Source organism: Nonomuraea sp. ATR24, from assembly GCF_041950485.1.
Lineage (GTDB): Bacteria > Actinomycetota > Actinomycetes > Streptosporangiales > Streptosporangiaceae > Nonomuraea > Nonomuraea ceibae.
On sequence record NZ_JBGNUU010000007.1, the window covers coordinates 283385 to 301273 of the forward strand.

Genomic DNA, 17889 nt, shown 5'->3' on the forward strand with positions numbered 1-17889 from the left:
GGACGGGAGAAAGATGACGATCACCGGTCTCGCCCGGGAGAGCGAGCGGCCGGAGCCGCTGCTGCGCCCGCACGCGGGGAGCTTCGCCGCCGTCGTCCTGTTGCAGGTCGTCGGCGCCGTCGCGGGGCTGGCGCCGCTGCTGGCGGTCGCCGAGCTGGGCCGGGTCCTGCTGTCGCCGGGCCCGGTCGACAGCGGTCACGTGTGGTTCGTGGTGTTCGCGGGGGCGGCCGGCCTGTTCGTGCGGCTGCTGTTCACGGCCGCCTCGTCCGGGCTCGGGCACGTCCTGGACGGCCGGGTGCAGCTCACGCTGCGCCGCAGGCTGGCCGAGCGGCTGGGCCGGGTGCCGATCGGCTGGTTCTCCCGCCGCCGCACCGGCGAGCTGGCGAAGGTCGTGGGCGAGGACGTGGCCGCCGTGCACCCGTTCATCGCGCACGCCCCGGGCGAGCTGGTCTCCGCGTTCGTGGTGCCGCTGGTGTCGCTGGTCTACCTGTTCACCGTCGACTGGCGGCTGACGCTGATCACGCTGATCCCGGTGGTGCTGGCGATAGCGCTGGTGCCGCTGCTGATGCTGCCCGCGCGCACCCGCGAGCAGGAGGAGTACGACGCGGCGATGGGCCGGATCGCGAACTCCGTCGTGGAGTTCGTGCAGGGGATCGCGGTGGTCAAGGCGTTCGGCGGGGCCGAGCGCGCGCACCGCAGGTTCCTGACGGCCGCCGACGACTTCGTCGCCACCTTCAACCGGTGGGTGCGCGGCATGTCCGCGGTCGCCGCCGGGATGCAGGTGGCGCTGTCGCCGCCGTTCGTGCTGCTGGTCGTGCTGACCGGCGGCGCGGCGCTGATCGCGTCCGGGAGCATGGCGCCGGCGGATCTGCTGCCGTTCCTGCTGCTCGGGCTGGGGCTGACCGCGCCGGTCGCGGCGCTCGGCCACGGCTTCGACGACCTCCAGGCCGCCGGGCGGGCGGTCGCCAGGATCAGGGACGTGCTCGGCGTGCCGCCGCTGCCGGAGCCCGCCCGCCCGGTCGTGCCGCAGGGGCACCGGGTGGAGCTGCGGGACGTGCGGTTCGGGTACGAGGACGGGCGGGAGGTGCTGCGCGGCGTCGACCTGGTGCTGGAGCCCGGCACGGTCACCGCGGTCGTCGGGCCGTCGGGCAGCGGGAAGTCCACGCTGGTGCGGCTGCTGCCGCGCTTCTTCGACCCGGCGCACGGCGCCGTGCTGCTCGGCGGGGCCGATCTGCGCGACATCGGCAGCCGGGAGCTCTACCGGCGGGTCTCGTTCGTCTTCCAGGACGTCCGCCTGCTGCGCGCCTCGGTCGCGGACAACATCGCGCTGGCGGTGCCGGAGGCCGCGCACGAGGACGTGGTCCGCGCCGCCCGGCTGGCCGGCATCCACGAGCGCGTCCTGGAGCTGCCGCGCGGCTACGACACGGTGCTCGGCGAGGAGGCCGAGCTGTCGGGCGGCGAGGCGCAGCGGATCTCGATCGCCCGCGCGCTGCTGGCCGACGCGCCCGTGCTGGTGCTCGACGAGGCGACGGCCTTCGCCGACCCGCAGACCGAGCAGGCGGTGCGCCGGGCGCTGGCCGGGACGGCGGGCAAGCGCACGGTGCTGGTCATCGCCCACCGGCTGGAGACCGTCGCCGACGCCGACACCGTCGTGATGCTGGAGGACGGCGTGATCGTCGAGCGGGGCAGCCCGGCCGAGCTGCTGGCGAGCGGCGGCAGGTTCGCCGCGTTCTGGCAGGCCAACCGCACCGGCCCCCACCCCGCCGGACCCGACCTCGTCGGACCCGGCCTCATCGGACAAGGAGACGAGCCCGCATGATCCGCATGCTGCTGCGCGTGCTGGGACCCGAGTACGCGCGGGCGATGCGCCGCACGGTCGCCCTGATGACGATCACCGCGGTGGTCGAGGGGCTGTCCTACGCGCTGCTGGTGCCGGTGCTGGCGGCCCTGCTCGGCGGCTCGCCCTCGGACGCCTGGCTGTGGCTGGCCGCGTTCGGCGCCGCGGTCGCGGCCTACGCCGGACTGCGTTACACCAGCGACCTGGCCGGCATGCGCGTCGGGACGACGATGCTGCGCGGCATGTACCACCGGCTGGGCGAGCACCTGGCCAGGCTGCCGATCGGCTGGTACGGCGCGGGCCGCGTCGGCGAGGTGTCGGTCCTGGCCAGCCGGGGCCTGCTGCAGGCGATGGGGGTGTCGGCGCACCTGCTGGCGCCGTTCGTCTCGGCCCTGGTGACGCCGGTGACGATCGTGGTGGTGATCCTGGCGTTCAACTGGCAGCTCGGGCTGGCGGCGCTGGCCGCGGCCCCGGTCGTGGCGGCCATCCAGGCGTGGACGGCGCGTTCGACCGCCGCCGCCGACGCCGACCGGCACGAGCGTGACAAGGAGGCCGCCGGCCGCGTCATCGAGTACCTCCAGGCCCAGCCGGTGCTGCGGACCGGCGGCCGGACCGGCGAGCGTTTCGAGGCGCTCGACGCCGCGCTGCGCGAGGTGCAGGGGGCCTCGCGGCGCACCGTGCTGGCGACGCTGCCCGGCGCGGTCGGGCTGACGCTGACCGTGCAGGCGATCTTCACGGCGGTGCTGGTCCTCGGCGCGTACCTGGCGCTGGGCGGGGGTGTCGGCGCGGCCGAGGTCCTGACGATCCTGGTGCTGGCCGCGCGCTGCGCCGACCCGCTGCTGTCGCTGTCGGACATCGGCGGCAAGCTGCGCGGCGCGCGGGCCGAGCTGGTCAGGCTCGACGCGGTGCTGCGTACGGAGCCGCTGCCGGAGCCCGCCGAGCCGGTGCTGCCCGAACGCCACGACCTGGAGTTCGACGCCGTCACCTTCCGGCACGGCGGCCGTACGGTGATCGACGGCCTGTCGCTGAAGGTGCCGCAGGGGCAGCGGCTCGCGGTCGTGGGCCCGTCGGGGGCGGGCAAGAGCACGCTGCTGCAGCTTCTCGCCCGGTTCCACGACGTGGACGCGGGCGCGGTGCGCCTGGGCGGCGTGGACGTGCGCGAGGTCAGCACCGAGGCGCTGATGGCGCGGATCGCCATCGTCTTCCAGGACGTCTACCTCTTCGACGGCACGATCGAGGAGAACGTCCGGCTCGGCCGTCCCGGTGCGAGCGAGGCCGAGGTGCGGGCGGCGGCGACGGCGGCGCGGCTGGACGAGGTGATCGAGCGGCTGCCCGGCGGCTGGGCGGCGCACGTCGGCGAGGGCGGCGCGCTGCTGTCGGGCGGCGAGCGCCAGCGGGTGTCGATCGCGCGGGCGCTGCTCAAGGACGCGCCCGTGGTGCTGCTGGACGAGGTGACCTCGGCGCTGGACCCGGTGAACGAGGCGGCCGTGCACGAGGGGATCGAGCGCCTGATGGCGGGCCGGACGGTGGTGATGGTGGCGCACCGGATGCGGACCGTCCAGCGCGCCGACCGGGTCGCCTTCCTGGACGGCGGCCGCGTCGTGGAGGAGGGCGGCCACGACGAGCTGCTGGGCCGGGGCGGCCGGTACGCGGCCTTCTGGGAGATCGCCGCCGCCCTGCCCGGCCCCGCGCGGGGCTAGCCGGTCACAGGCCCGCGCGGGCGATGATCGCCTCCACGACCTCGCTCTTGGCGTCGGCGTAGTTCTGCACGTACTTCCAGGTGCGCCGGGCGAGGTCGCGCTTGGTGCGGGCGTACAGGTCGCGGTCGTCGTCGTGCTCGCGCAGCCAGTCGCGGAAGCCGAGCATGCGGCGCGTCTCGGGGCAGTCGTCGGGCAGCACGTGCAGGTTGACCGGCATCTCACTCTCGTGCAGCTTCAGCACGCGGTGCTCGAACCAGTCGGGTTCGCGGATCGTCAGAACGTAGCCGATCGACTCCAGCGGCGGGACGTACGCGGCCTCGTCCGCCGGGTCGGCCACGATCAGCAGCAGGTCGAGGATGGGCTTGGCGGGCAGGCCGGGCACCGAGGTGGAGCCGACGTGCTCCAGCAGCAGGACGGTGTCGCCGAGTGCGGCGCGGATCGCCGCGGCGGTCCGCGCGTAGCGGGCCGGCCAGGCGGGGTCGGGGTCGTCCAGCTGGATCGTCGCGTTGTGCAGGGCCGGGGTCGTGACGTGGGCGCGGGCGATGTCCTCGTCGGACTGCGCCCCCTCGGGCGGAAGATCGTTCACGGGGGTCCATTCTTCCGCTCCTCGGCCCGGATCCGATCCCGGACAAAAATGGAGTGCACTCCAAGTTTGGAGTTCGGTTAAACTTCCTCGGCATGACCGAAGGGTTGCGGGAGCGCAAGAAGCGGCAGACGCGGCAGCGGATCTCCGAGGTGGCGATCGGCCTGTTCGTGGCGCGCGGCTTCGACCACGTGACGGTCGCCGACGTCGCGGCGGCGGCCGAGGTGTCGGTCAACACCGTCTACAACTACTTCCCGGTCAAGGAGGACCTGGTGCTGCCGCCCGACCAGGCGTCGCCGCGGCGGCTGGCCGACATCGTGCGCGAGCGGCCCCCGGGCACGGACGCGGCCGGGGCGATTCTCGGCCGACTGCGCCAGGAGGTGCGTGACCGTGACCGCAAGCTGGGCCTGACGGGCGGGTTCGGGCGCGTCTTCGAGATGATGCGGGCCGCGCCGACGCTCACCGCGCGGCTGGAGGACCTCGGCCGCCGGATGACCGACGAGCTGGCCGCCACGCTGGCCGAGGAGACCGGCGCCGCGCCGGGCGACCCGCTGCCGCGCGTGGTGGCCTGGCAGCTCGGGTCGTTCCACGCGATGGTCTTCGCCGAGATCGGACGGCGCACGGCCGGGGGAGAGGGCCCCGACGCGATCGCCGGGGCGGTGCTGGAGCTGCTGGACGCGATCGAGGACGTGCTCGGCGAGCGCGTCCTCGGTTACGCCGTGAGAAAGGACTGATCCATGTTCCGGGTGACGATCTCCGGGAAGTTCGGCGAGCTGGACGAGGCCGGCCGGGCCGCCGTGCTGGGGGCGGCCGACCTCGCCTTCACCGAGGCGGGCACGTTCAGCCATGACGCCGGGCTGACGGCGTTCACGTTCCGCTGCCAGGTGCCCGCCGGGCCGGACGACGGCGAGCCGGAGGCGGTCGCGGCCGCCGTGGCCGCCCTCGACGCGTACGCGGTGCCGTACCGGGTGCTGCGGGTGGCCGCGACCGACATGCGCGACATCAAGGTGCGCCGCCGCTGAGGCGTCCGGCCGGCGCCCGTGCTCAGGCGGTCACCTTCTCGATGAAGGCCGCCAGGTTGCCGCGGGTGCGGGCGATCTTCTCGGTCACGGTCAGCGTCTCGTCGAAGTCGCCGCCCACCGCCTGCTTCCTGCCCCGCGTGTAGAGGGAGCAGGCGAGGTCGCCGCAGAGATACTGGCCGACCGTGTTGCCCAGGCGGCCGGCCTCGCCGGTGCGGCGGGCGGTCATCAGCGCCACGTTGCCGCCGGCGAGGGTGGTCAGGCAGAGCGAGCACATGCTGCGGGAGGTGAAGCCGCGCCCGGTGGCGGGGGTGGCCCGCAGCGCGATGCCGACGAGGCCGCCGTCGTCGCGTTCGGCGACGAGATAGCCGCGGTCGGGGGCGCCGGGATCTCGCCAGCCGAGGAAGTCGAGGTCGTCCCACGGCTGTTCGGCCAGGTCGCGGGGGATGCCGAGGCGCTGGGCCTCGCCCTTGGAGCAGTTGACGAACGACCTGCGGATGTCGCGTTCGGTGATGAATTTCATGGCTTCCAGGCTAATACAATTAGGCAAATCGTTAATTTGTTTAGTTGACGGAGGACGCATGGCTCGCGCGATCATCACCGCCGAACGGCTCGCCCTGGCGGCGGCGGAGGTGGCCGACGAGATCGGCTTCGAGCACGTGACCGGGTCGGCGGTCGCGCGCAGGCTGGGCGTCAAGGAGCCGAGCCTGTACGCGCACATCGCCAACGCCCGCGAGCTGAAGGTGCGGGTGGCGCTGCTGGCGCTGGAGGAACTGGCCGCGCGGGCCGCCGGCGCGCTCGCCGGGCGGGCGGGCAGGGACGCGCTGGTGGCGTTCGCCGACGCCTACCGCCGTTACGCCAGGGAGCATCCGGGCCGCTACGCCGCCGCCCGGTTCGAGCTCGACCCCGAGACCGCGGCGCGCAGCGCGGGGCCCCGGCACTCGGAGATGATCCGGGCGCTGCTGCGCGGCTACGACCTGCCGGAGCCGGACCAGACCGACGCGGTGCGCTTCCTGGGCGGGGCGATCCACGGCTACGTGAGCCTGGAGCTGGCGGGTGGGTTCCAGCACACGCCAAGGGATGCCGACGCCTCCTGGGCCTGGGCGCTGGACACGCTCGACCTCGCGCTGAGGTGCCGGTCCACCGGCTAATCAAGTTTGACTAATGAAGGAGGCCGCGGCTACGCTCCGTCCGATTAGTCAAACTTGACTAGCAAAGGAGGGGACGTGCCTGCGATCGTCGCGGAAGGGCTGCGGAAGACGTACGGCGAGAAGAAGGCCCTCGACGGACTGACCATGACCGTGCCGAGCGGCACCGTGCACGGGGTGCTCGGCCCCAACGGGGCCGGCAAGACCACGTTCGTCCGCACGCTGGCCACGCTGCTGCGCGTGGAGGAGGGCAGGGCGCGCGTCGCCGGGATCGACGTGGCCGAGCGCCCGGCCGAGGTGCGGCGGCGGATCGGGCTGCTCGGGCAGAGCGCGGCGGTGGACGAGGACCTGTCCGGGCGGCAGAACCTCGAGCTGTTCGGCCGCCTTTACCACCTGGGGGCGCGCCGGGCGGCGGCGCGGGCGGCCGAGCTGCTGGAGCGGTTCGGGCTGGCCGACACCGGCCGCAAACCCGTCCAGGCCTACAGCGGCGGCATGCGGCGCCGCCTGGACCTGGCGGCCTCGCTCATCGTCGAGCCGAGCGTGCTGTTCCTGGACGAGCCGACCACCGGCCTCGACCCGCGCGGCAGGACCGAGGTGTGGAATGCGGTCCGCTCACTGGTCGGCGGCGGCACCACCGTGCTGCTGACCACCCAGTACCTGGAGGAGGCCGACCAGCTCGCCGACCGGATCTCGGTCATCGACCACGGCCGGGTGATCGCCGACGGCACCGCCGACGAGCTCAAGGCCAAGGTCGGCGGCGACCGCGTCGACGTGGTCGTGCACGACGCCGCCCTGCTGCCGGCCGTCGCCGGCGTCCTGGCCGGGGTGCCCGGCGCGGGCGCGGTCGAGCTCGACGAGGACCGGCGCAGGGCCAGCGCGCCGGTCGCCGACCGGATGGCGGCCCTCAGCCACCTGGTGCGGGCCCTGCACGAGGCCGGCATCGAGGCCGAGGACCTGGCGGTGCGCCGCCCCACGCTGGACGAGGTGTTCATGCATCTGACGGGAGAGCGCTCATGAGCCTGCGCTGGTGGCTGATCGACTCCTGGACCATGACGCGGCGCGAGCTGGCCCGCTGGGCGCGCCACCCGTGGGGGGCGGTGATCTCGCTGACCTTCCCGGTGATGATGCTGGTGATGTTCGCCTTCTTCATCGGCGGCGGCATGCAGGTCGCGGGCGGCGGCGACTACAAGGAGTTCCTGGTCCCGGGCATGCTCGTGCTGACCATGGCCTTCGGGCTCGAGAGCACGATGACCGCGATCGCCCAGGACCTCGGCAAGGGCGTCCTCGACCGCTTCCGGTCGATGCCCATGGCGCCGTCGGCGGTGCTGGTCGGCCGGGGCGTCGCCGACATGCTCGAGTCGATCGCCGGCCTGGCCGTCATGATCGGCGCCGGCCTGGCCATCGGCTGGCGCTGGCACGGCACGCCCTCCCAGGCGGTCGCCGCGATCGGGCTGCTGCTCCTGCTGCGGTTCGCGATGCTGTGGTGCGGCATCTGGCTCGGGCTGATCGTCGGCAGGCCGGACCTGGTCATGGCCGTGCAGATCCTGGTGTGGCCGGTCGCGTTCAGCTCCAGCGCGTTCGCCTCGCCGGAGACCATGCCCGGCTGGCTCGGCACCATCGCCGACTGGAACCCGATGACGGCCAGCGCCACCGCGGTGCGCGACCTGTTCGGCAACCCGGGCGTGGCCAGCACCTCGTGGGCCGCCGAGAACGCCCACCTGCTGGCCGTGCTGTGGCCGCTCGTCCTGCTGGCGATCGCCTGCCCGATGGCGGCGGCCCGCTTCCGCGGCCTCAGCAGGTGACCTCGCCGGGGCCCTCCTGCGAGAGGGTCCCGGCGAACGGGTCGCCCTCCTCCCCGGCGAAGGCGTACGCGCCGCCCTCGACGCGGGCGATCAGGTCACCGGTCCAGCGCACGCCGTCGTCGGCGGCGGTCACCCACAGGTGCATGATCTCGCCGATGTGCCCGTGCTGGCCGGGGCCGTCCTCGGGCGTGTAGTGGGCCGTGACGGAGCCGCGCCACTCCTCCAGTGCGGCGATCCGCTGCCGCAGCAGCGCGACGACCTCCTCCCGGGGCAGGTCGACCATGAACCCGACCCCGGCGGCCAGCAGGTCGCTCTCGCCGGGCGTGGTCAGCGACCGGCGCAGCAGCGAGAAGTATTCGGCGGCGCCCTTCTCGGTCACCTCGTACTCGGTGCGGGGCGGCCCGCCAGCGGTGCTGGGCGCCGTCTCGTACGCGTGCAGCAGCCCCTGCTTGGCCATCTGCTTGAGCGCGTGGTAGATGGAGCCCGGTTTCGTGTGGGCCCACCGGTCGGCCCCCCAGAACTCCAGGTCGTTGCGCACCTGATAGCCGTGGGCGCGCCCGCGCAGCCGCACCGCGCCCAGCACCAGCAGCCGGATCGCCGACATCGCCGCACCCTCCTCTAATCAACTTTGACTAGTCTAGAGGGTCGCGGGCCCGGCGCAGGAAGGCGCGTTCGGCCTCGTTGCCCGTGCCGGCGAGCGCCGCGTCGTACTCCCGTGCCGCCTCCGCGTCCCGGCCCAGGCGGCGCAGCAGGTCGGCCCGTACGGCGTGGAAGACGTGGTAGCCGTCCAGGTCCAGGTCGTCCACCAGGGCGAGCGCCGCCCCGGGCCCGGCGACCTCGGCCACCGCGACGGCCCGGTTGAGCGCCACGACGGGGCTCGGCGCGAGCGCCATGAGCTGGTCGTACAGCGCCACCACCTGCCGCCAGTCCGTCGGCGGCTCGCTGTGCACGGCGTTGATCGCCGCCTGGATCTGGTACGGCCCCGGCCGCCCCCGGCGCAGGCACCGCCGGACCAGTTCCCGGCCCTCGGCCGCCAGGGCGCGGTCCCACAGACGGGGATCCTGGTCGGCGAGGCGGACCGGCGTCCCGCCGGGCGCGGTGCGGGCCGGGCGGCGCGACTCCAGCAGCAGCATGAGCGCCAGCAGCCCGATCGCCTCCGGCTCGTCCGGCATGAGCCCGGCCAGCAGCCGGCCGAGCCGGATCGCCTCGGCGCACAGCTCCTCGCGCACCAGCCGGTCGCCGGACCGGGGCAGGTAGCCCTCGTTGAAGATCAGGTAGATGACGGCCAGCACGGGCTCCAGCCGTTCGGGCAGGTCGGCCTCGCGCGGGATCCGGTACGGGATCCGCGCGTCACGGATCTTGCCCTTGGCGCGGACCAGGCGCTGGGCCATCGTCGGCTCCGGCACCAGGAACGCCCGGGCGATCTCGGCCGTGCTGAGCCCGCCCAGCAGCCGCAGCGTGAGCGCGACCTGGGCGGGCCTGGCCAGCGCGGGATGGCAGCAGGTGAAGATCAGCCGGAGCCGGTCGTCGGGCACGGGTCCCTCCTCCGCCGGCGCGTCACCGGCGTGCAGCAGCGCGGCCTGGGCGTGCTTGTCCTGCCGCGCGGCCTCGCGGCGCAGCCGGTCGACCGCGCGGTTGCGGGCCGTGGTGATGATCCATCCGGCCGGGCTCGGCGGCGTCCCTTCGGCGGGCCAGCGCCGCACCGCGACCGTGAAGGCGTCCTGGACCGCGTCCTCGGCGATGTCGATGTCGCCGAAGACGCGGACCAGGACGGCGACCGCGCGCCCGTACTCCTGGGCGAACACCCGCTCCACGCTCACTGGAACGGACGCACCTCGACCGGCAGCGTGGTGACGGCGGCGAGCCGGCGCCCCCAGGCGAGGGCGGCGTCCAGGTCGGGCGCCTGGATGACGGTGAACCCGCCGAGGTGCTCCTTGCCCTCGGTGTAGGGGCCGTCGGTCATGAGCACGTCGCCGCTCTTGGGCCGCAGCACGGTGGCGGTGCCCGGCGGGTGCAGCCCGGCGGCGAACACCCACGCCCCGGCAGCGCGCATCTCGTCGTTCAGTGCCTCGAGGTCGCGGACGATCGGCTCCAGGACCTCCGGCGGGGGCGGGTCGCCGTCGGGCTGGTAGATGCTGAGCAGGTACTTCTGCATGTTGTCCTCCTTCACCCCTTATACGAATGACTCCTGCCCGGATCGACACCCCGCGCCGGGTCAGCGCAGGAAAGCCGCGACGACCTCGGCGAACCGGCCGGGGTCGTCCACCCACGGGTAGTGGCCGGCCCCGGCCTGGACGACGTGCGAGGCGGCGGGGAACAGGCGGGCGTACTCGGCCGTCGCCCGCGGGGGGCTGTTCAGGTCGTGCTCGCCGGCCAGCACCAGCACCGGGCCGCGCCGGGCGGCGAGCGCGGCCCGGGTGCGCGGCGGGTCGAAGGCGCCCTCGGCCGCGAAGGCGGCGGCGATCGCCGGGTCGGGCGGCCGGGAGGCGGGGTGCTCGCGCGCGGCGGCGTCCCAGCGGCCCCACAGGAAGGGCGTGATGGCGTCGCGGTCGCCGCCCCGGCCCTCGATGATCGCCTCCAGGGCGGCGAACGCGGCGGGGAACCACGGCTCGGCCTTCCTGCGCAGGGCGAGCTCGCGCCGCGTCGCGCCGGTGACGGTGATGCCGGCGGCGGCGCAGCCGGGGGTGATCAGGGCCAGCCTGCCGACGTTCGCGGGGTGGCGGGCCGCGTAGGTCACGGCGACGTTGGCGCCGCCGGAGTGGCCGAGCAGGTCGAGCCGGTCGAGCCCGAGGTGCTCGCGCAGGGCCTCGAGGTCGTCGCTCTGGCGGTCGCAGCGGTAGGAGGCGGGGTCGGCGGGCCTGGCGGAGCGGCCGGTGCCGCGCGGGTCCAGCAGGACGAGCCGCCGGTGCGCGGACAGGCCGCCGAGGTCGCCGAGGTAGCCGGCGTCCGTGGGGCCTCCCGGGACGCAGACGAGCGGGTCGCCGGTCCCGGAGGTGCGGTAGGCCAGCCGGGTGCCGTCCGGCGCGGTGAAAGTGGGCATGACCCAGGACTCTGACGCATATAACCGATTTATACAACCAGGTTATGATCTGTGGCATGACGCTGACCGAGGAGCAGGCCGGGCGGATGATCGCCGACATGAACGACGTCATCCGCGCGGGCGACGACATGCGCAGGCTCCGCGCCGAGATGATCGTGACCCTCGCCGGCCTCGGCTGGACCCAGGACCGGATCGCCCAGCTCACCGGCATGAGCCAGCCCGCCGTGAGCAAGCACGTCACCAAGCTGCGGGCCGCCGAGCCGCGTCCGCCGCTGGACCTGACGCTCGACCAGCACGACGTCCCCTGGCTCGAAGGCCGCCTGTGGGGCCTGGCCGAGCACATCGCCGAGACGTGCGACGGCGCCCGCTGCGCCCGTCACGTCCACGCCGTCGCGCGCGGCAGGAAGCGCTTCACCCCCCAGCACGTCGACGAGCTGCGCCGCCTCGTGGAGGAGGACCTGCGCCTGCACCGGGAGCGGCTGCCCGCGGGCTGCCGGGCCGCCTACGACCGGATCAGCCGCGGCCTCGACCTGCCCGCGCGCGTCACCGCCCCCGCCCCCGCGTCGGTGCGGCGCGCGCTGGCCCGGGAGGTGCAGCGCAGCCGGCTGCGCGGCGAACCCTGAGCCAACGGCCGGCGAACATCCGCGATCACCCCTTGGCCGGCCCGGCCGCGTGTTCCATCGTCCTTGCTGAGCGAACGTCCTGCATCGGAAGAGAGGGAACATGCGCATCGCACGGGCACTTCTCGCGATCGGAACGGCGGCCGTCCTCACGGCCGGAGCCACCACGGCGGCCCGGGCCGCCGACTACCCGCAAACGCGCTACGACGTCCAGTACGGCAACTCCTACGTCAAGGGCAACCTCATCTGGTACAACCGCTCGGTCCGGGTCGGCGGCGAGCTGCGGGCCGCCTCCGGCTGCCGCGACGTCGTCTACACCGCCTACGTGAACGACACGATCGTGTCGCGCGAGGTCAGGAGCGCCTGCAACGGCACCGTCGGGCACGGCTTCACCCTGGAGGCCGACGTCCGGGGCGGTGCCACCGCGGTCTTCGTCGACCTGTGGGAGAACGGCCAGCTGCGCGCCTGGTCCATCTGCGGACGCGGCGGCTGCAGCTGACCTTCGTCTCCTGGTGTGGTCAGCCGCGGGGCCGCAGCAGCCCCGCGCGGGCCTGGATCTCGGCCGTGGCCGCGTCCAGGCCCTCCGCCAGCGTGGTGTTGCCCTCGTAGGTGACCCCGGCCGGGACGGCGTCGCTGCCGGCGGGGTCGGCGTCCCAGAAGTTGCCCCGGTAGACGACGTTCTCCAGCGGCGGCGACACCTGCAGCACGGCGGTGCTGTCGGCGCCGGTGACGACGTTCTCCTCGACGGTGACCCAGGCGGCGCCGTAGTCGGTGTAGAGGCCGAAGTTGTACGGGGTGCGGGTGTCCTTGACGACGTTGCCCCGGATCTGGGCGCCGTCGTCGTGCGAGCTGCCCTGCGGGCCGGACAGGTAGAGGCCGCCGCCGTCGGCCAGGACGCTCATCGTGCCGGTGGTGAGGTTGCGCAGGAGCCGGGTGCCGCGGCCCGGCCCGGCGACGATGCCGCAGTGCGGGACCTCGCGGACGTGGTTGTGGGCGACGGTGCAGCGTTCGGTGCCGAGCAGGGCGATGCCGGGGGAGCCGGAGTGGTCGAGGCCGATGTGCTGTACCAGGTTGTCCTCGATGAGGGTGTCGTGGCCGCCGGTGACGTTGACGGCGGAGGCGGACAGGGTGTCGAAGTCGCAGCCGCGCACGACGTGCCGTTCGCCGCCGGTCAGGCCGAGCGCGGTGGCGCCCAGCCGGGTGAAGCGGCACCGCTCGAAGCGGACGTCGGCGCCGCCGTCGACGGTCACGCAGGCGGGGATCGTCGCCGAGCGGGACGGCACCGTGACCCACGCCTGCCCCTCGACGAGCACGACCTTCTCGACCGGGCCGCCGTCGTAGTGGCCGTTGCCGTGGTAGTGCAGGAAGCCTTCCGGGCCGCTGGGCCGCAGCCAGGTGGCGTCGGCGAAGGTCAGGCCGCGGAAGGTGACGTCGCGGGAGCCGGTGACGCGCAGCAGGGTCTCCAGGGCGGGGGCGACGATCCTGGGCCGCTCGCCGGGGCGGGGCAGGTAGCGCAGCACGTGGTGGCCGGGGCGGGAGCGGTCGAGGACGAACGTGCCGGGCTCGGTGAGGAAGGCGGCGTCGTTCTCGATCCTGGTGGGCAGCGCGGGGCCTTCCTGGGTGTGCTCCTCCCAGGTGAAGTTGTACAGCTCGACGGCGCGGGCGAAGGCGGGCTGCGCCATCGTGACGTGGGTGCGTTCGCCGTCGGAGGTGACTTCGGCGACGCCGATGCGGGCCTCGGTCCACGGGTAGACGCCCCGGTAGACGAACTCGACGTCGGCGGGGCTGTGCCAGTCGAGCGGGCTGTCCGTGACGTAACCCGTGACGGTTCTGGTGGCGTCGCCGGGCAGGGCGTCGATGCCGGCGCGTTCGGCCCGGCGGAGGACGCCTCCGGTCTCGACGTAGAGCTGCCGGGTGTCGAGGTCGCCGACGTCGGCCGTCCAGACGCCGCCGGCCACCTGGCCGGTGATCTCCCGGCCGCCGCTGATGACGGCCTGCTCCTGCTCGGCGGTGCCGTAGCCGTGGGCCTGGACGGTCAGGCGGGCGTCGTCCTCGGTGAGTTCGAGCGGGGCGGCGAGGGTGTGGGTGCCGGCGCGCAGGCAGATGACGACGTCGCCGGTGAGCTCACGGGCCGCGCCGACGGCCCGGCCGAGGGTGGCGAAGGGACGCTCCAGTGTGCCGGGGGCGGCGTCGTCGCCGTGCGGGGAAACGTACAGGATTTCGTTGTTTATGGCGTACACGGGTATATACCCTAAACCATGAGCGAAGCAGTTGATCCGGACCGCGGGGTGGAGCTCCTGTGGGACGAGGGGCCGGGGGCCGGGCTGAGCCTGGGCCGGATCGTCCGCGCCGCCGTCGAGGTCGCCGACGCCGAAGGGCTGGCCGGGCTGTCGATGCGCAAGGTCGCCGAGCGCCTCGGCTTCACCACCATGTCCCTCTACCGGCACGTCCCCGGCCGCGCCCACCTGGTGGACCTGATGCGCGACGCGGTGATGGCCGGGCTGCCGGCGCCCGAGGGGGAGGGCTGGCGGGCCCGGCTGGAGTCGTGCGCCCGGCAGGGCTGGGAGCTGCGCAGACGCCATCCGTGGCTGGCGGAGATCCGGGGCAGCAGGCACGTGCCCGGGCCCAACGCGGTGGCCTACTACGAGGCGATGCTGAGCACGGTCGCCGGCACCGGACTCACCCCGGCCGAGATGATCGCCGCGGTCGGGCTGGTGGGCCGGTTCGTGGACGCCGAGGCGCTGGTGCTGGCCGAGACCGCGCACGCCGAGCGCAGCAGCGGCGTGAGCGAGGAGGAGTGGTGGGGCTCGCGCGACACGCTCTTCGCCCGGCTGGACCGCTATCCGACGCTCACCCGGCTGTGGGAGGAGGGCGGCTACGACCACCCGGAGGACCCGTTCGAGTTCGGGCTGGCCCGGTTGCTCGACGGCATCGAGCTGCTCATCACCGCCAGACGTGACGAAAGGCGTGACGAAACCCGGTGTCAGGTGTGCGGTGAACCGGTGGAGCAGCCGGAATCGGGGCGGCCGCGCGCGTACTGCTCCCGGGCCTGCCGCCAGCGCGCCTACCGGCAGCGCAAGAGCGGCGCCTAACCCACGTACCGCAGCTCCGCCGGCGGGGGCGGCAGCGGCCCCGCGTGCCCGGCCTCCCACGACTGCAGGAAGTAGGCGACGAGCCGCCGCGACGCCGCCGCGGCCGCGTCCCCTGCCCCGGCGACCACCGCGCCGTTGGCCATGAGCAGCAGCATGAGATCCGCCAGGACGAAATCGGCGCGCAGCCGGCCGGCGGCCTTGGCCCGCCGGATGAGCTCGGCCAGCTCGTCCTCGGCCTCGGCGCGCTTGCGCTCCAGGTCGAACGCGCCCGGGAAGGCCGTCAGGAACGCGGCGGTGAACCCCCGGTCGACGACCTGCATCGCGCACACCTTCTCCACGGCCGTGCGGAAGCCGCGCCACGGGTCGTCGTCGGCCAGCGCCTCGCTCAGCGCCCCCACACACATCGCGAGCTGGTCGGCGAACACCTCGGTCACCAGCGACTCCCGCGTGGGGAAACGCCGGTAGAGCGTGGCCGTGCCGACCCCCGCCCGGCGGGCGATCGCCGCCATCGGCACGTCGATGCCGCGCGTGGCGAACAGGTGGCGGGCGGCCCGCAGGATCCGGCCGCGGTTGCGCGAGGCGTCGGCGCGCAACATCCGAGACGAACCGTCGGACATGTCTCTCACATTACCCGTAAGTGGGCGGTAGCGTCCGGTTAGCTGGCTAGCCTCCCAGCCATGACGAACATGCGCGCCGCTCTTTTCGACCGTTACGGGCCCCCCGAGGTGCTCTACGAGGGCACGCTGCCCCGCCCCGAGCCCGGCCCCGGCGAGGTGCTGGTGCGGGTGCACGCCGCCAGCGTCAACGGCGGCGAGTCGTACGGCCGGGCCGGGCGGGTCAGGCTGGTGACCGACACGATCGAGCGCGGATTCCCCAAACGTGTCGGGCTCGACTTCGCCGGCGAGGTCGCCGCCCTCGGCCCCGGCGTCTCCGGGCTCGCACCGGGCACCCGCGTGTGGGGCGGGCTGCCGCGCACCTTCGGCAGCGCCGCCGAGTACGTCGCCGTCCGCCCCCGGCAGCTCGCGCTCGCGCCCGCCGGGCTGGACCTGGTCGAGGCCGCCGCCCTGCCCGGCGTGGGCACGACCGCGATCACCGCGCTGCGCGACAAGGCACGCCTGCGGGCGGGGGAGCGGCTGCTGGTCCGGGGCGGGAGCGGCGGGGTCGGCAGCGTCGCCGTCCAGCTCGGCCGGGCGCTCGGCGCGCACGTCACCGCGCTCGCCGGGACCCGCAGCCTGGATCTCGTCCGCGAGCTCGGCGCCGACGAGGCCCTGGACTACGCCACCACCGAGCCCGCCGCGCTCGGCCCCTTCGACGTGATCCTCGACACCGTCGGCACCCGCCTGCCCGACTTCCGGCGGCTGCTCGCGCCGGGCGGGCGGATGGTGGCCATCGCCTTCGACATCGACCGCCCGCTCGCGTCGCTGGCCGCGATCGCCGCCTCGACCGTGTACGGGCCGCGCCGGATGCGGTTCTTCAGCGGCAACCCCAAGCACCGGCTGTTCGCCGATCTCACCCGCTACGTGGAGAGCGGGGCGATCCGCCCGGTCGTGGACACGGTCTTCCCGCTCTCCGGCATCGCGGCCGCCCACCGGGCCCTGGAGACGGGCGGCGTACGCGGCAAGATCGTCATCCGCGTCGTGTGACCTGCCGGGCGGCCCGGCCCCAGGACCCCGGCCCCCTTGCCGCGCGCAGGGTGGTCGCGCAGGAACGCGGTGACCAGCTCGCGGTACTCCTCCGGCCGGTCGAGGGGGATGGCGTGGCCGGCACCCTCGACGGCGCGGAAGACGGCGCCGGGCAGCACGGCCGCGTACTCGCGGGCGACCGCGGGCGCCAGGTAGTCGCACGAGCCGCGCAGCACCAGCACGGGCGCGGTGACCCGGCGCAGCGCGGGCCGGGGGTCGGCGACCTGGCGGGCGTCGCGGCCGGTCATGACGTTGGCCCAGAACCCCACCCCCGGCGGCCTTTCCCGCACCGGCTGCCCCGGGCAGCCCGCCCGCAGGTCGAGGCCGCCGACGAGGGAGCCGAACTCGCCGTCCATCGTCTCGTCCGGCAGCAGCGCGCGGGCGGTGCGCGGCCCGGCGACCTCGACGAGCGCGGCGGCCAGCAGCAGGCGCGGGTGGTGCTCCCACAGCAGCCGGTTCTGGTCGCGTAGCCCGCTCTCCGTCATGTGCCGGTTGCCGGGGTACGCCGGAGCCCAGATCGGTCCCGGCGAGGCCACGATCGCGGCGGCGGCCCGGTCCGGGTGCGCGGCCAGGTAGGCGGCGACGAGCGTGCCGCCCCAGGAGGCTCCGACCAGCACGACGCGCTCGGCGCCGATCGCGGCCCGGACGGCGTCCAGATCGGCGACGTGCCGGGCGACCGTGTAGCCGCGTGCGTCGGGCAGGCGGCTGGACAGGCCCGCGCCCACCTGGTGGTAGGCGTACACGTCGAAGCCCTCGGCGGCGAGCGCGAGCGCCGGGAGCGGCCGGTCGGGGTCCGGCGCGCCGGGCCCGCCGTGCACGAGGATCGCCGGGATGCCCGTGGGCTCGCCCCGGGCCGGGGTGCGGGTGTAGGCGATGCGCGAGCCGGTCGGCAGGTCCCAGTAGCGGGTGCCGGGCGCGGCCGCGATCGGCCGGTCCGGCGGCCCGCCGGACAGCAGGCCCGCGACGGGGACGGCGACGGCCGCCAGTTCCACGACGGCGACCGCGATCGGCGCCCAGCGCCGCACCCGCGGGCCCGCGACCCGGCGCAGCGCGGCCCGGCACAGCCACCAGGTGACGCCCGCCAGCGCCAGTGCGGCCGCTGTCACCGCCACGTACCGGTTGCCGCTCGCCTCGGCGGCGGCCCACAGCGCGCCCAGCCCCGCCACCAGGCCGAGCAGGACCGCCACGACCAGGAGCAGCCCGGCCACCGCCCGCGCCCCCGCGCCCGTCCGCCTGCTGCCGGCTAAGTCCCCGGAATCGTCCATGTCACGGCAACGTCTGATCATGCGGCTTTTCTCCGTCACCGGGCGCCGGCGAGGAAGGCTCCGCGTCCCGGGCCCAGGCGGGGCCTCCTGGGAGAGGCCGG

General features: G+C 74.5%; 19 protein-coding genes and 1 pseudogene. 11 read left to right on the plus strand and 9 right to left on the minus strand.

Features of this window, described 5'->3' with window-relative positions; genetic code table 11:
• Nucleotides 1–13: 13 nt before the first annotated feature.
• Together ACBI99_RS20605 and ACBI99_RS20610 are read left to right on the plus strand one after the other, a co-directional pair.
• The gene (locus ACBI99_RS20605; RefSeq protein ID WP_375073101.1) at nucleotides 14–1819 is read left to right on the plus strand and encodes an ABC transporter ATP-binding protein; all 1806 of its coding nucleotides are present in this window, start codon (nucleotides 14–16) and stop codon (nucleotides 1817–1819) included.
• Nucleotides 1816–3537 carry an ABC transporter ATP-binding protein gene (locus ACBI99_RS20610; RefSeq protein ID WP_375073102.1) on the plus strand — a complete coding sequence of 574 codons (1722 nt, stop codon included), beginning with the start codon at nucleotides 1816–1818 and terminating at the stop codon, nucleotides 3535–3537. The genes ACBI99_RS20605 and ACBI99_RS20610 overlap by 4 nt, the downstream gene beginning before the upstream one ends.
• Nucleotides 3538–3541: 4 nt before the next feature.
• On the opposite strand, the gene ACBI99_RS20615 is transcribed toward ACBI99_RS20610, so the two are convergent.
• Nucleotides 3542–4123, minus strand: a complete 582-nt coding sequence (locus tag ACBI99_RS20615) for a GrpB family protein (protein ID WP_375073103.1) — start codon at nucleotides 4121–4123, stop codon at nucleotides 3542–3544.
• Between the two features lie 92 nt (nucleotides 4124–4215).
• Between ACBI99_RS20615 and ACBI99_RS20620 the strand changes: the two genes are divergently transcribed.
• Nucleotides 4216–4854: a TetR/AcrR family transcriptional regulator gene (locus ACBI99_RS20620; protein ID WP_375073104.1), complete on the plus strand. Its 639-nt coding sequence runs from the start codon at nucleotides 4216–4218 to the stop codon at nucleotides 4852–4854.
• A 3-nt stretch (nucleotides 4855–4857) separates the two neighbouring features.
• A complete protein-coding gene (locus ACBI99_RS20625) occupies nucleotides 4858–5142 on the plus strand; it encodes a DUF6204 family protein (RefSeq protein ID WP_219517702.1) in 285 nt (94 codons plus the stop codon).
• A gap of 22 nt (nucleotides 5143–5164) precedes the next feature.
• Here the strand turns inward: ACBI99_RS20625 and ACBI99_RS20630 are convergent, their stop codons facing one another.
• On the minus strand, nucleotides 5165–5662 hold the full coding sequence (locus ACBI99_RS20630) for an FBP domain-containing protein (RefSeq protein ID WP_375073105.1): 498 nt from the start codon (nucleotides 5660–5662) through the stop codon (nucleotides 5165–5167).
• 58 nt (nucleotides 5663–5720) lie between these two features.
• Between ACBI99_RS20630 and ACBI99_RS20635 the strand changes: the two genes are divergently transcribed.
• The 3 genes from ACBI99_RS20635 to ACBI99_RS20645 all read left to right on the plus strand — a co-directional run bounded on the left by ACBI99_RS20635 (nucleotide 5721) and on the right by ACBI99_RS20645 (nucleotide 8089).
• Nucleotides 5721–6290, plus strand: coding sequence for a TetR-like C-terminal domain-containing protein (locus tag ACBI99_RS20635; RefSeq protein WP_219517704.1), 570 nt, complete (start codon nucleotides 5721–5723; stop codon nucleotides 6288–6290).
• Nucleotides 6291–6365: 75 nt separating this feature from the next.
• Nucleotides 6366–7304 (plus strand): ATP-binding cassette domain-containing protein, encoded by a 939-nt coding sequence (locus tag ACBI99_RS20640; RefSeq protein ID WP_308126185.1) that lies wholly within the window; start codon nucleotides 6366–6368, stop codon nucleotides 7302–7304.
• A complete protein-coding gene (locus ACBI99_RS20645; protein WP_375073106.1) occupies nucleotides 7301–8089 on the plus strand; it encodes an ABC transporter permease in 789 nt (262 codons plus the stop codon). Before ACBI99_RS20640 ends, ACBI99_RS20645 begins: the two co-directional genes overlap by 4 nt.
• On the opposite strand, the gene ACBI99_RS20650 is transcribed toward ACBI99_RS20645, so the two are convergent.
• From ACBI99_RS20650 to ACBI99_RS20665, 4 genes are read right to left on the minus strand one after another with little or no spacing between them, the layout of a single operon-like run.
• Entirely contained in the window at nucleotides 8079–8693 is a 615-nt protein-coding gene (locus ACBI99_RS20650; protein ID WP_375073107.1) for a PadR family transcriptional regulator, read from the minus strand. The two genes, ACBI99_RS20645 and ACBI99_RS20650, sit on opposite strands and share 11 nt — an antisense overlap.
• A gap of 28 nt (nucleotides 8694–8721) precedes the next feature.
• Complete coding sequence (locus tag ACBI99_RS20655) at nucleotides 8722–9909, minus strand: sigma-70 family RNA polymerase sigma factor (RefSeq protein ID WP_357592875.1); 1188 nt, start codon at nucleotides 9907–9909, stop codon at nucleotides 8722–8724.
• A complete protein-coding gene (locus tag ACBI99_RS20660; RefSeq protein ID WP_219517708.1) occupies nucleotides 9906–10244 on the minus strand; it encodes a YciI family protein in 339 nt (112 codons plus the stop codon). Before ACBI99_RS20660 ends, ACBI99_RS20655 begins: the two co-directional genes overlap by 4 nt.
• A 60-nt stretch (nucleotides 10245–10304) precedes the next feature.
• Entirely contained in the window at nucleotides 10305–11129 is an 825-nt protein-coding gene (locus ACBI99_RS20665; protein WP_219517710.1) for an alpha/beta fold hydrolase, read from the minus strand.
• 56 nt (nucleotides 11130–11185) lie between these two features.
• Here ACBI99_RS20665 and ACBI99_RS20670 point away from each other — a divergent pair, with 56 nt between their 5' ends.
• Together ACBI99_RS20670 and ACBI99_RS20675 are read left to right on the plus strand one after the other, a co-directional pair.
• On the plus strand, nucleotides 11186–11752 hold the full coding sequence (locus ACBI99_RS20670; protein ID WP_219517711.1) for a hypothetical protein: 567 nt from the start codon (nucleotides 11186–11188) through the stop codon (nucleotides 11750–11752).
• Nucleotides 11753–11852: 100 nt separating this feature from the next.
• Nucleotides 11853–12248 carry a hypothetical protein gene (locus ACBI99_RS20675; protein WP_375073108.1) on the plus strand — a complete coding sequence of 132 codons (396 nt, stop codon included), beginning with the start codon at nucleotides 11853–11855 and terminating at the stop codon, nucleotides 12246–12248.
• A 19-nt stretch (nucleotides 12249–12267) separates the two neighbouring features.
• Here the strand turns inward: ACBI99_RS20675 and ACBI99_RS20680 are convergent, their stop codons facing one another.
• Nucleotides 12268–13989, minus strand: coding sequence for a right-handed parallel beta-helix repeat-containing protein (locus ACBI99_RS20680; RefSeq protein ID WP_375073109.1), 1722 nt, complete (start codon nucleotides 13987–13989; stop codon nucleotides 12268–12270).
• Between the two features lie 18 nt (nucleotides 13990–14007).
• On the opposite strand from ACBI99_RS20680, the gene ACBI99_RS20685 reads away from it, so the two are divergent.
• Nucleotides 14008–14841 carry a TetR/AcrR family transcriptional regulator gene (locus ACBI99_RS20685; RefSeq protein WP_219519833.1) on the plus strand — a complete coding sequence of 278 codons (834 nt, stop codon included), beginning with the start codon at nucleotides 14008–14010 and terminating at the stop codon, nucleotides 14839–14841.
• On the opposite strand, the gene ACBI99_RS20690 is transcribed toward ACBI99_RS20685, so the two are convergent.
• Entirely contained in the window at nucleotides 14838–15458 is a 621-nt protein-coding gene (locus ACBI99_RS20690) for a TetR/AcrR family transcriptional regulator (protein WP_219519836.1), read from the minus strand. The genes ACBI99_RS20685 and ACBI99_RS20690 overlap by 4 nt on opposite strands.
• Nucleotides 15459–15527: 69 nt before the next feature.
• Between ACBI99_RS20690 and ACBI99_RS20695 the strand changes: the two genes are divergently transcribed.
• Complete coding sequence (locus tag ACBI99_RS20695; RefSeq protein ID WP_219519839.1) at nucleotides 15528–16484, plus strand: NAD(P)-dependent alcohol dehydrogenase; 957 nt, start codon at nucleotides 15528–15530, stop codon at nucleotides 16482–16484.
• 89 nt (nucleotides 16485–16573) lie between these two features.
• Here the strand turns inward: ACBI99_RS20695 and ACBI99_RS20700 are convergent.
• A pseudogene (locus ACBI99_RS20700) lies at nucleotides 16574–17809 on the minus strand (alpha/beta fold hydrolase); the annotation flags it as partial.
• Between the last annotated feature and the right edge of the window lie 80 nt (nucleotides 17810–17889).